This window comes from Micromonospora violae (genome assembly GCF_004217135.1).
Classification (GTDB): Bacteria; Actinomycetota; Actinomycetes; order Mycobacteriales; family Micromonosporaceae; genus Micromonospora; species Micromonospora violae.
Window position 1 is genome coordinate 1 of the sequence record NZ_SHKK01000001.1, and the last position, 12,526, is coordinate 12,526.

The 12,526-nt window shown below is 72.1% G+C and carries 11 protein-coding genes; 9 read left to right on the forward strand and 2 right to left on the reverse strand.

Annotation, left to right across the window (positions count from 1 at the left end; genetic code table 11):
* The 7 genes from EV382_RS00005 to EV382_RS00035 form a co-directional block, all read left to right on the forward strand.
* The coding region (locus tag EV382_RS00005; RefSeq protein ID WP_130399622.1) for an EAL domain-containing protein at positions 1–789 on the forward strand (789 nt) is incomplete at its 5' end.
* The gene (locus tag EV382_RS00010) at positions 780–1,280 is read left to right on the forward strand and encodes a DUF456 domain-containing protein (RefSeq protein WP_130399623.1); all 501 of its coding nucleotides are present in this window, start codon (positions 780–782) and stop codon (positions 1,278–1,280) included. The genes EV382_RS00005 and EV382_RS00010, both read left to right, overlap by 10 nt.
* A 342-nt stretch (positions 1,281–1,622) precedes the next feature.
* On the forward strand, positions 1,623–2,987 hold the full coding sequence (locus tag EV382_RS00015; RefSeq protein ID WP_130399624.1) for a glutamine synthetase family protein: 1,365 nt from the start codon (positions 1,623–1,625) through the stop codon (positions 2,985–2,987).
* Between the two features lie 144 nt (positions 2,988–3,131).
* Positions 3,132–4,487, forward strand: coding sequence for an aldehyde dehydrogenase family protein (locus EV382_RS00020; protein WP_130399625.1), 1,356 nt, complete (start codon positions 3,132–3,134; stop codon positions 4,485–4,487).
* A gap of 5 nt (positions 4,488–4,492) precedes the next feature.
* The gene (locus EV382_RS00025; RefSeq protein WP_130399626.1) at positions 4,493–5,260 is read left to right on the forward strand and encodes a 3-oxoacyl-ACP reductase; all 768 of its coding nucleotides are present in this window, start codon (positions 4,493–4,495) and stop codon (positions 5,258–5,260) included.
* 83 nt (positions 5,261–5,343) lie between these two features.
* Positions 5,344–5,895: a pyridoxamine 5'-phosphate oxidase family protein gene (locus EV382_RS00030; RefSeq protein ID WP_130399627.1), complete on the forward strand. Its 552-nt coding sequence runs from the start codon at positions 5,344–5,346 to the stop codon at positions 5,893–5,895.
* Between the two features lie 181 nt (positions 5,896–6,076).
* Positions 6,077–9,736 (forward strand): SpoIIE family protein phosphatase, encoded by a 3,660-nt coding sequence (locus EV382_RS00035; RefSeq protein WP_130399628.1) that lies wholly within the window; start codon positions 6,077–6,079, stop codon positions 9,734–9,736.
* A 61-nt stretch (positions 9,737–9,797) separates the two neighbouring features.
* On the opposite strand, the gene EV382_RS00040 is transcribed toward EV382_RS00035, so the two are convergent.
* Positions 9,798–10,112 (reverse strand): STAS domain-containing protein, encoded by a 315-nt coding sequence (locus EV382_RS00040; protein WP_208758272.1) that lies wholly within the window; start codon positions 10,110–10,112, stop codon positions 9,798–9,800.
* Between the two features lie 95 nt (positions 10,113–10,207).
* On the opposite strand from EV382_RS00040, the gene map reads away from it, so the two are divergent.
* A complete protein-coding gene (gene map, locus EV382_RS00045; protein ID WP_130399629.1) occupies positions 10,208–11,065 on the forward strand; it encodes a type I methionyl aminopeptidase in 858 nt (285 codons plus the stop codon).
* Entirely contained in the window at positions 11,062–11,775 is a 714-nt protein-coding gene (locus tag EV382_RS00050) for a VIT1/CCC1 transporter family protein (RefSeq protein WP_130399630.1), read from the forward strand. Before map ends, EV382_RS00050 begins: the two co-directional genes overlap by 4 nt.
* Positions 11,776–11,781: 6 nt before the next feature.
* Here the strand turns inward: EV382_RS00050 and EV382_RS00055 are convergent, their stop codons facing one another.
* On the reverse strand, positions 11,782–12,510 hold the full coding sequence (locus EV382_RS00055; RefSeq protein WP_130399631.1) for a nucleotidyltransferase domain-containing protein: 729 nt from the start codon (positions 12,508–12,510) through the stop codon (positions 11,782–11,784).
* Positions 12,511–12,526 lie beyond the last annotated feature (16 nt).

The following is a 12,526-nucleotide window of genomic DNA, read 5'->3' on the forward strand; positions in this document are numbered from 1 at the left end:
CCGGGGCCCGCCGCACTGGACCGGGGCGAGTTCGTGCTGCACTACCAGCCGATCGTGTCGCTGCTGGAGGGCACCATGCTCGCGGTGGAGGCGCTGGTCCGCTGGGAGCACCCGGAGCTGGGCCTGATCGGGCCGGACCGGTTCATCGGCCTGGCCGAGGAGACCGGCCTGATCGTCCGGCTCGGCGAGTGGGTGCTGCGGCGGGCCTGCGCGGACGCCGAACGGTGGTGGCGGGAGTTCCCGGACGCCAGACTGGTGGTCAGCGTCAACCTGGCCGCCCGGCAGGCCGACGACCCGGCCATCGTGGACACGGTGGCCGACGCGTTGCAGACCAGTGGGCTGCCCGCGGAGCTGCTCCAACTGGAGTTGACCGAGAGCGCCGTGATGGGCAGCGCCGGTGAGCCCCTGCGCAGCCTGCACCGGCTCGCCGCGCTCGGGATTCGGTTGGCCGTGGACGACTTCGGCACCGGGTACTCCAACCTGGCGTACCTGCGTCGGTTGCCGATCCACTGTCTGAAGCTCGCCGGTCCGTTCGTCGAGGGCATCCGCGCGGACGGGGCCGACGCGGTGGCCGACCACCGCGACGAACGGATCGTCGACGCGTTGGTCCGGTTGGCGCACGCCCTGGAGCTGTGGGTGACGGCCGAGGCGGTGGAGACCGGGGTGCAGGCGGAACGGCTGCGGGCGCTGCGGTGCGACACCGGTCAGGGCCGGTACTTCGGTGCGCCGGCCCCGGCCGACGTGATCACCGCTCGGCTGGGCGGCGGAGGGGCGGCGGCGTGGACCTGACGGACTCGCAGACGGTGGTGACCGTGGTGGCCGGGCTGGCCATCGTGGCCGGGTTGGCCGGCGTCGTGGTGCCCGGTCTGCCCGCGCTGCCGCTGTGCTGGGGCGGTGTGCTGGTCTGGGCGGTCTTCGGCGGGGCCGGTCTGGGTGGCTGGGCGGTGTTCGCCGCCGCCACTCTGGTCGCCGGGGGCGGCGCCGTGATCAAGTACGCGTGGCCGGGCCGGAACCTGAAACGCACCGGTGTGCCGACGTCCACGCTGCTCGCCGGTGGGGTGCTCGGCATCGTCGGGTTCTTCGTGGTGCCGGTCGTCGGGTTGGTGCTCGGCTTCGTGGGCGGGGTGTGGGCGGCGGAACGGCTGCGGCTGGGCAGCAACCAGCTGGCGTGGCCGTCCACCGTGCAGGCCCTGAAGGCTGCCGGCCTGTCGATGCTGGTGGAGTTCGCGGCCGGCCTGCTCGTCGCGGCCCTCTGGGTGGCCGGCCTCCTGCTGACCTGACCGATCCGGCCATCGGCCTTCCGGCGGAAGCGGGGGGCGCGGGGCACTGTCGGGTACGGCGGATCGCCGTACGTGAGAGAGAGGCGTGCCCCGCGCCACCGTGTCGGGCGGTCCGAGCGCCCGGGGTGGGCCCTGATCGGGCCTGGTCACCGGTCCAGGATGCGGGGCGGGGCGCCCGGACGGCAACGCAATTAGGCAGGCGGCGGGCGACCTCGGCGCCGGCCGACGGCCCGGCCTGACCCGCACCCGGCGCTGCCGTCCCTCCAGGTTTGCCATCCTCGCCGCCGGGGGCATTGACGGTGATCCGGTTTGCCAGTAGACCTTGGTGATGGAGGCCCGCGAATGAGGAAAGCCCCGTTCACGCTGGAACAACTGCGGGTCGCCGTCGCCGACGGTGAGATCGACACGGTCGTGCTGGCCCTGGTCGACATGCAGGGCCGGTTGCAGGGCAAACGGTTCCACGCGCCCTTCTTCCTCGACCAGGTGGCCGAGCACGGCAGCGAGGGCTGCAACTACCTGCTCGCCGTCGACGTCGACATGAACACCGTCGACGGGTACGCGATGTCGAGCTGGGAACGCGGCTACGGCGACTTCGCGATGGTGCCGGATTTCGCCACCCTGCGCCGGATGCCCTGGCAGCCGGGCTCCGCGTTGCTGCTGGCCGACCTGGCCTGGCTCGACGGCTCCGGTGACGTGGTCGCCTCGCCCCGACAGATCCTGCGCCGGCAACTGGACCGGTTGGCCGAGCACGGGCTGACCGCGTACGCGGGCACCGAGTTGGAGTTCGTGCTGTTCCGCGACTCCTACGAGGACGCTTGGCGGCGCGGCTACCGCGACCTCACCCCGGCCAACCAGTACAACGTGGACTACTCGCTGCTGGGCACCGCCCGGGTGGAGCCGCTGCTGCGCCGGATCCGCACCGAGATGGCCGCCGCCGGGCTCACCCCGGAGAGCGCCAAGGGTGAGTGCAACCTCGGTCAGCACGAGATCGCTTTCCGGTACGACGAGGCGGTGGCCTGCGCCGACCACCACGTGATCTACAAGAACGGCGCGAAGGAGATCGCCGCCCAGGAGGGGATGGCGATCACCTTCATGGCCAAGCCGAACGAGCGGGAGGGCAACTCCTGCCACATCCACTTCTCGCTGCGGGACCGGTCCGGCTCGTCGGCGATGCTCGGTGACGGGCCGGCGCAGCTGTCGTCGACCGGGCAGCGGGTGCTCGCCGGGCTGCTCGCCACCATGCGGGAGTTCAGCCTGCTCTTCGCCCCCAACATCAACTCCTACAAGCGCTACCAGCCCGGCTCGTTCGCCCCGACGGCGCTGCGCTGGGGTGTGGACAACCGCACCTGCGCGCTGCGGGTGGTCGGGCACGGTCAGGGCATGCGGGTGGAGAACCGGGTGCCCGGCGCCGACGTCAACCCGTACCTGGCGATAGCCGGTCTGGTCGCCGGCGCGTTGCACGGCATCGAGCAGGGGTTGGAGTTGGGGGAGGAGTGCACCGGCAACGCGTACGACGACCCGGAGGCCGAGCGGGTTCCCGGCACGCTGCGCGACGCCCTGGCCCTGTGGGAGGGCTCGACGGTGGCCCGGGAAGCGTTCGGCGACGAGGTGGTGGCCCACTACGCCAACCAGGCGAGGGTGGAACTGGCGGCCTTCGACGCCGCCGTGACCGACTGGGAGTTGACCCGTGGTTTCGAACGCCTCTAACGCCCCGCCCCGGGCTGGCCGTGTCGATCATGGAGTTGTGGTGGCCGAAGTGCGGTGGATTGCGGCTTTCGCGAGGCACCACAACTCCATGATCGACGGGGAGGGGCAGGCGGGGCGGGCGGGGCGGGGAGGGGCGGTGGGGGCGTGACGTTGGTTGTTGATCCGGCTTCTGGGGTTGGTTTTCGGGAGGTTCGGGGGGCGTCCACCGGTGAGGTTGACTCGGCGATCTCTCGGGCTTCTCGGGCATTCGAAACCTGGCGGGGCTTGGCTCCTGGGGATCGGGGGCGACTCTTGCGGCGGTTCGCCGCTGTCGTGGACGCGCATCTGGACGAGTTGGCCCTGCTGGAGGTGCGTAACTCCGGACACACCATCGGCAACGCCCGGTGGGAGGCGGGCAACGTCCGCGACGTTCTGGACTACTACGCCGGCGCGCCCGAGCGGCTGACCGGACGGCAGATCCCGGTGCCCGGCGGGCTGGACGTCACCTTCCACGAGCCGCTCGGCGTGGTCGGCGTGATCGTGCCCTGGAACTTCCCGATGCCGATCGCCGCCTGGGGGTTCGTCCCGGCGCTCGCCGCCGGCAACACGGTGGTCCTCAAGCCCGCCGAGCTGACCCCGCTCACCGCGCTGCGCCTGGCCGAGTTGGCCCGCGAGGCGGGCCTGCCCGACGGCGTCTTCACCGTCATCCCGGGGGCGGGAGCGGTGGTGGGGGAGCGGTTCGTCAGCCACCCGGCGGTCCGCAAGATCTGCTTCACCGGCTCCACCGAGGTCGGCACCCGGATCATGGCCGGCTGCGCCGCCCAGGTGAAGCGCCTCACCCTGGAGTTGGGCGGCAAGAGCGCGAACATCGTGTTCGCCGACGCCGACCTGGAACGCGCCGCCGCGACCGCGCCCGGCGCGGTCTTCGACAACGCCGGCCAGGACTGCTGCGCACGGTCGCGGATCCTGGTCCAACGTCCGGTGTACGACAGCTTCCTGGCCCTGCTCGAACCGGCGGTACGCGCCGTGCGGGTGCAGGACCCGTCGCTGGAGACCGCCGAGATGGGTCCGCTGATCTCCGCAGCCCATCGGGACCGGGTCGCCGGCTACCTGCCCGGGGCGACCGTCGCCTTCACCGGTTCCTGCCCGGACGGCCCCGGGTTCTGGCACGCGCCCACGGTGCTGCTGGCCGACTCCCCGGCCGACCGGCACTGGCGGGAGGAGATCTTCGGCCCGGTGGTCTCGGTGCTGCCGTTCGACGACGAGGCCGACGCGGTCCGGCTCGCCAACGACACCGAGTACGGCCTCTCCGGCTCGATCTGGACGCGCGACGTCGGCCGGGCCCTGCGCCTGGCCCGCGCCGTCGACTCGGGCAACCTCAGCGTCAACTCGCACTCCTCGGTGCGCTACTGGACCCCGTTCGGCGGGATGAAGCGGTCCGGGTTCGGCCGTGAGTTGGGCCCGGACGCGCTGCACTCCTTCACGGACGTCAAGAACGTGTTCATCGCGACGGAGGAGTGAGGCCAGTGCAGGGTCGATTGCAGGACCGGGTGGCCGTGGTCACCGGAGCGGGCAGCGGCATCGGATTGGCCACCGTACGGCGGTTCGCCGCCGAGGGGGCCCGGGTGGTCTGTGTGGACATCGACACGGCGGCCGGTACGAAGGCCGCCCAGGAGTGCGGCGGCGAGTTCGTGGCCACCGACGTGGCCGACGAGTCGGCGGTACGCGACCTGTTCGACGGGGTGGCGGACCGGCACGGCCGGGTGGACATCGCGTTCAACAACGCCGGCATCTCACCGCCGGAGGACGACTCCATTCTGGACACCGGACTGGACGCGTGGGAACGGGTGCTGCGGGTCAACACCACGAGCGTCTACCTGTGCTGCAAGTACGCCATTCCGCACATGCGTCGGCAGGGCAAGGGTTCGATCATCAACACGGCCTCGTTCGTGGCGCTGATGGGGGCGGCGACGTCGCAGATCGCGTACACCGCGAGCAAGGGTGGGGTGCTGGCGATGACCCGGGAGTTGGGTGTGCAGTTCGCCCGCGAGGGCATCCGGGTCAACGCGTTGTGTCCCGGCCCGGTGGCCACTCGGTTGCTGCTGGAGCTCTTCGCCGCCGACCCGGAGCGGGCCGCCCGTCGCCTGGTGCACGTGCCGATGGGGCGCTTCGGGTCACCGGAGGAGATCGCCGCCGCGGTGGCGTTCCTGGCCAGCGACGACGCCTCATTCATGACCGCCGCCCAGTTCGTGGTCGACGGCGGCATCACGGGTGCCTACGTCACTCCGCTGTGAGCGCGTGGAGCGAGCCGGGCCGGTGCGGGGGTGTGACAGGGATCGCCGCCGCCGGTCGGTGGCACCGGTGGGAGGATCGGCGCATGGGCAAGGTTTATCCGGAGATCGACGGTCGACTGCGTGACTTCATCGAGGCCCAGCCGCTCTTCTTCGTGGCGACCGCCCCGTCCGACGTCGAGGGGCACGTCAACGTGTCGCCGAAGGGCATGCGGGGCACGTTCGTGATCCTCGGCCCGCACCGGGTGGCCTACCTCGACTACCACGGCAGCGGGGCGGAGACGATCGCCCACCTGCGCGACAACGGCCGGATCACGGTGATGTTCTGTGCCTTCGACGGCCCGCCGAAGATCGTCCGGCTGCACGGTCGGGGCAGCAGCGTCGCGGTGACCGAGGAGGCCTTCGCCGACCGGCTCGCCGCGTTTCCCGCACCGCCGGACGTGCACGCCGTCCGGGCGGTCATCACGATCGACGTGGAGCGGGTCAGTGATTCCTGCGGCTACGCGGTGCCCCTGATGGACCTCCGGGCCGAGCGCGATCTGTTACTCACCTCACACTCGCGTCGCAGCGCCGATGACCTCGTCGTCTACCGGGCCACCAGGAACGCGGCGAGCATCGACGGGCTGCCGGTCTTCTGACATGTCAGGGGCACCTGGTCCCACCGGTTGACGCCCCGCACTGTCCGGTGCCCGACCGCGCGCGCCCGTGATCAGCGTCCGCGTGTCCTGATGCGTTACGTTCCTGGTCCGCCGGGGTACAAGTCGGAGCACAGCGGGTGAAGATCAACGGTCGAGGGGCACGGCCGGAGCGGGAGGCTGCATGAGCTCGGCCCAGGGGGGCGCGGACATGGGGCATCCCACTGTGTCCGGCGGCGAGACTCCTCCGATACTGGCGGCCGCGTTCGCGGCCGGCGGCGAGATGGGCGAGCGGCTGGCCTCCTTCGACTGGTCCGCCGGTCCGCTGGGAGAACCCGCTCAGTGGCCCCCGGCGCTCGTCAACGCGGTCGGCATGATGCTCGCGTCCAGCGCGCCCATCGTCATGTTCTGGGGCGACGAGCAGTTGGCCTTCTACAACGACGCCTACCGGCCGACCATCGGCAGTAAGCACCCGGACGTGATCGGCCAACCGGCCCGCTCGAACTGGGCGGAGACCTGGGCGGTGCTCGGCCCGCTGCTCGACGGCGTCCGGAGCACCGGACGCTCCTACCGGGGCGAGGACCACCCCTTTCTGCTGGACCGGCACGGCTTCGTCGAACAGACCTACTTCAACGTCTCGTACGACCCGATCCGGGGTGACGACGGCACGGTCGGTGGCGTCTACTGCATCGTCAGCGAGACCACCGGGCGGGTGCTCGGCGAGCGGCGGCTGCGAGCGCTCTCCGAGCTGGGCGCCGAGCTGAACGACATCGGCAGCGCCGCGGAACTGGGCCGGACCGCGGCCGACGTCCTCGACCGGCACCGGGCGGACGTGCCGTTCGCCCTGATCTACCTGGTCGACGACAGCGACCAGCTCACCCTGGCCGGTCACACCGGCACCACCCCACCCGCCGTCGACGTCGCGGCGCAGCTGCTGGCCCGGTTGACCGGCGACGGCGCGCCCGCCACGGTCGAGGTCGCCGATCTGCTCGATGCGTTGCCGGTGGATGCGGCCGATCAGGCCCTCGTGCTGCCGCTCACGGCGACCAGCCAGACGGTCGGTGCGTTGGTCGTCGGCGTGGCCCGCCAACTGCCGCTCGGCGACGACTACCGGGACTTCCTCGACCTGGTTGCCGCCCAGATCTCCCGGGCGCTCGCGACGCAGCGGGCGTACGAGCAGGAGCGGGCCCGCGCCGCGGAGCTGGCCGCGCTGGACCGGGCGAAGACCAACTTCTTCGCCAACGTCAGCCACGAGTTCCGCACCCCGCTGACCCTGGTGCTCGGCCCGCTGGAGGATCTGCTGGCCGACCCGGGGTTGCCCCCCGCCCAGACCGACCGACTGACCATGATGCACCGCAACGCGCTGCGCCTGCTCAAGCTGGTCAACACCGTGCTGGACTTCTCCCGACTGGAGTCCGGTCGGCTCGCCGCCCGCTACCAGCCCACCGACCTCGCCGGCTACACCGCCCGACTGGCCAGCACCTTCCGGTCGGCCACCGAGCGGGCCGGGTTGCGACTCGTGGTGGACTGCCCGCCGCTGCCGGCGCCGGTCTTCGTCGACCGGGACATGTGGGAGAAGATCGTTTTCAACCTGGTGTCGAACGCGGTCAAGTTCACCTTCGACGGCGAGATCCGGGTACGAATCCGGGCCGTGGACGGCGGCGCCCGGCTGGAGGTGACGGACACCGGCATCGGCATCGTGCCGGACGAGCTGCCGCACGTCTTCGAACGGTTCCACCGGGTTGCCGGGGCGCGGGCCCGCACCCACGAGGGCACCGGGATCGGCCTCGCGCTGGTTCGGGAACTGGTCGAGATGCACGGTGGCGAGGTCGGGCTGACCAGTCAGGTGGACCAGGGCAGCACCTTCGCGGTGACCGTTCCGTTCGGGTCGGCGCACCTGCCCGCGGACCGGGTGGCGACGTTCGACCCGCTGCCCGAGGGTGAGCCCGAGCAGGCCCGGCTCTTCGTGGCGGAGACCGCTCTGTGGGCCGGTGTGGCGCCGACCCGCGGGTTCGACAGTCAGCCGACGCACGGTGCGCCGGCGGGCCGGATCCTGGTCGTCGACGACAACGCGGACCTGCAGGAGCACGTCAGCCGGCTGCTCTCCCCGACCTGGGACGTGGTCACCGCGAACGACGGGCTCGACGCCCTGCCGCTGGCCCGCGACGGCGGGTTCGACCTGGTGCTCACCGACGTGATGATGCCCCGGCTGGACGGGTTCGGGCTGGTGAGCGCGCTGCGCGCGGATCCGCGTACCCGGCATGTGCCGATCGTGCTGCTCTCCGCCCGCGCCGGATCCGCGGAAGCTGTCGCCGGTCTCGCCGTCGGCGCTGACGACTACCTCACCAAGCCGTTCTCCGGGCAGGAGCTGATCGCCCGGGTACGGGCCAACGTGGAGCTGGGCCAGTTGCGCGGGCAGATCATCCGCCGGCTCCGGGCCCTGGCCGACGCGGCGGTGGCGGTGAACACCGCCCGATCCACCGCCGACGTGCTCCAGGTCGCCGCCCGGCACGCGTTGAGCCTCGCCGAGGCGGCCCGGGTGGTCGTCGCCGCGGCCGAGGCTCGCTTCGAGGCGGACGCCGGTGGCACCACCTCCGCCGACCCGTCCTTCGTGGCCGAGTTGACCGGCACCACCGGCAAGCAGCTCGGTGAGCTGCAGGTCTGGCGGGCGGCCGGCGACGAGGCGCAGACCGACGACGCCGCGCTGGCCCAGCTGGCCCGGCTGGTCGGGGTGCGCCTGGAGAACGCCCAGCTCTACGAGGCCGAACACCGCATCGCCACCACCCTGCAGCACAGCCTGCTGCCCCGGTCGCTGCCGCAGCTGCCCGGCGCGGTGGTGGCCAGCCGTTACCTGCCCGGCAGCGCCGACGTCGAGGTCGGCGGCGACTGGTACGACGCGATCGCGCTGAACGGCGAGGAACTGGTGCTGGTCATCGGGGACGTCGTCGGTAAGGGCGTCCGGGCCGCGGCGGCGATGGGTCAACTGCGCAACGCGCTGCGGGCGTACGTGCTGGAGGGCTTCGATCCGGGTGAGTCACTGACCCGGCTCAACCGGCTGGTCGGCTCCACCGAGGCGCGATCCTTCGCGACAGTGGTCTGCCTGGTGTTCCACCCCCGCACCGGTCGGCTGCGGTACGCCAGCGCCGGTCACCCGTCCCCACTGTTGATCACCGGAGGTGATGTGGCGTTCCTGCACGACCGGGCGCTCGGTCCACCGGTCGGCGCCCTCCCCGACGTGACATACGAGTCGGTCGAGGGCGAGTTGCCGGCCGGTGCTCGCCTGCTGCTCTACACCGACGGGCTGATCGAGGACCGGCAGCTGGGCATCGACGCCTCACTGGCCCAGCTCCGCGTTGACGCGGCCACCCCCAGTGAGCACGTGGCGGACCTGATCGACGCGGTGGTGGCGCGGTTCACCGGACGGCCGCGCCGCGACGACGTGGCGGTCCTCGCCCTGGAGGCGGCCGAGCTGAACCGCTTCGCGCTGCGGCTACCGGCGGACCCGACCCGGCTCAGCGTGCTGCGCAAGCGGCTGGAGGACTTCCTGGTCGCGCACTCGGTTGGCGAGACCGACCTGTTCGACCTGACCGTCGCCGTCTCCGAAGCCGCCGCCAACGCCATCGAACACCCGGTCCACCCCGCCGAGGCCATGATCAGCGTGGAGGTGGCCATCGAAGGTCGGACGGTGACGGCCACGGTGCGCGACAGCGGCCAGTGGCGGGAGTCGACCGGCTCGGGCTTCCGGGGCCGCGGCCTGACCCTGATCAGAGCGCTGGGCGACCTGTCCGTGCGGCGTACCGACCACGGCACCGAGGTGACGCTGCGCCGGCAGCTGCGGGACTGACCGCCCGCCCGACGGCGGCCGGGCACCTCGGGGTGCCGGCCGGGGACTGCGCCGTCGGCCTTCAGGCCGGGTCGAGCCAGCTCTGCTCGCCCAGGCCGGAGATCTCCAGCACCCGACGAACCTGCCGGGACGGACGAACGGTGAGCGTGCCCGGAACCTGCTGGGCGAGCCGGACCAGGGCGTGGATCGCGGCCGAGTCGAAGAAGGTGACCGCGCTCAGGTCGAGGGTGATCGTCTCGGCAGGCTCCCGCAGCGCCGTCTGGAGCATCGTGTCCGCGGTCGCCATGTCGACCTCACCGGCCACCACCACGTGGAGGTGATCGCCATCGATCTCCGCGCTGGCGGAGAAGACGGGCGGTGCTCCCCCTTGATTCACGCAGACACCATGGCACAGCGGCCCAGGCAGGGCAACAACCCCCACCGGCCGGCCGTGGCGCCCGTCACCGGCGGTCCCGGCGATAGGCTTGCGGCATGACCGTCCGTCCGCCGCTGACACCAGGCACGCTCTCCCCGATGCGACCGGTGCCGTCCCAGATCGCCCGACCGGAGTACGTGGGCAAGAAGCGCCCACAGGAGTGGCGGGGCTCGCACGTGCAGACGCCGGAGACCATCGAGAAGATGCGCGTCGCCAGCCGGCTCGCCGCCCAGGCGACCCAACTGGCCGGCGAGCACTGCAAGCCCGGCGTGACCACCGACGAGATCGACAAGGTGGTGCACGAGTTCCTCTGCGACCACGGCGCGTACCCGTCGACGCTGGGCTACAAGGGCTTCCCGAAGTCCTGCTGCACCAGCCTCAACGAGGTCATCTGCCACGGCATCCCGGACACCACCGTGCTGCAGGACGGCGACATCATCAACGTCGACGTGACCGCGTACATCGGTGGGGTGCACGGCGACACCGACGCCACCTTCTGCGTCGGCGAGGTCAGCGAAGAGGCCCGGCTGCTGGTCGAGCGGACCCACGAGGCGATGATGCGCGGCATCCGCGCGGTCGCCCCGGGCCGCCAGATCAACGTGGTGGGCCGGGTCATCGAGTCGTACGCCAAGCGGTTCGGCTACGGCGTGGTCCGCGACTTCACCGGCCACGGCATCGGCGAGGCCTTCCACAGCGGCCTCTACGTGCCACACTACGACAGCCCGCGCCCCACGGACATCATGGAGCCGGGCATGACGTTCACCATCGAACCGATGATCACCCTCGGCACCTACCAGTACGACATGTGGGACGACGGGTGGACCGTCGTCACCAAGGACCGGAGATGGACGGCGCAGTTCGAGCACACCATCGTGGTGACCGACGACGGCCACGAAATCCTGACCCTTCCATGACGGACACCCCGGCGGCGCTGCGCGAAGCGCACCACGCGGACGTCTCCGGCGGCTGGCTGCGCCCCGCCGTCTTCGGCGCGATGGACGGCCTGGTCACCAACATCGCCCTGATCGCCGGCGTCGGCGGCGGCGGGGTGTCGCCGCACAGCATCGTGCTCACCGGCAGCGCGGGCCTGGTGGCCGGGGCCATCTCGATGGGGCTCGGCGAGTACACCAGCGTGCGGTCCGCCAACGAGCAGGTCGCCGCCGAGGTGGCCAAGGAGCGGCGGGAGCTGGAACGGCACCCCGAGGCGGAGGCCCGGGAGTTGGCCGACGCGTGGGTGGCCCGGGGCCTGCCCCGCGATCTCGCCACCCAGGTCGCCGAGGCGGTACGCCGCGACCCGGAGGAGGCGCTGCGGGTGCACGTGCGGGAGGAGTTGGGCGTCGACCCCGACGACCAGCCCAGCCCGTGGGCGGCGGCGATCTCGTCGTTTTTGTTCTTCTCGATCGGCGCGCTGGTCCCGCTCCTGCCGTACCTGCTCGGCGCCACCGTTCTGTGGGTGGCGCTCGCCGTCGGCGGGCTCGGGCTCTTCGCCGCCGGTGCCGTGGTGGCCCGCTTCACCCACCGTCCGTGGTGGACCAGTGGGCTGCGCCAGCTGCTGCTGGGTGCCGCGGCGGCCGGCGCCACCTACCTGGTCGGCTCGCTGATCGGCGTGCCGGGCGGGCTGTGACGCACCTCAGGTGCTGAGCAGTTCCTCGACGGTGCCGTCGACGGCACGACCACGGGCGGCCAACTCCTCGGCCTGCCGGGCCAGCACCGCGCCCACCTCGGTCATGTCCGCGCCAGCCAAGCCGGTGCGCCGCACCGCGTCGCCCGGGTCACGGAAGTAGGTGCGACTCAACAGGCCGGCCACGGTGGCCGCCGCCAGCCGGGCCTCACCGAGCATCAGCAGCGCCTGGTCGGTCTCGTACCACTCGGCGAGCCGGGCGGCCCGGGAGTGGGCCGCGCTGCCCCGGTACCACGCCTGCCGGGCCGCGGTGCTGAACTCCGCCGGCCGGGCCCGCGCCAGCCGGCCCAGGTGCTCGTCGCGCAGCGTCCGCAGCCAGCCCGTCGGATCGTGCAACGCCTGCGTGGTGACGTACCGGTCGGCGGTCAACGGCCAGAGCGGCGACAGCACCCGGGCCTGGGCCAGGTAGTCCTCGGCGGCGGCCACGGTCAGATCGACGAGCACCCCGTCCACCCGCCGCGTCGCCGGCGGCGGGCCGGTCCCCGGTCGGTAGGTGACCACCAGCATGCCCGCCTCGTGGTCACCGCCCCCGTCGTCGTCACCGTGCGCCAGGGGCCCGTGCACCGCGATCGCGAGCGCGTCGGCCGGGAACCGCCGCCGGATCGCCTCGGCGACCCGCTCCGCGACCGCCCACCGTCGATCGTCGAAGCCCCGGTCGACACCGGACTGTTCACCCACGGGTCCGCCTTTCGCT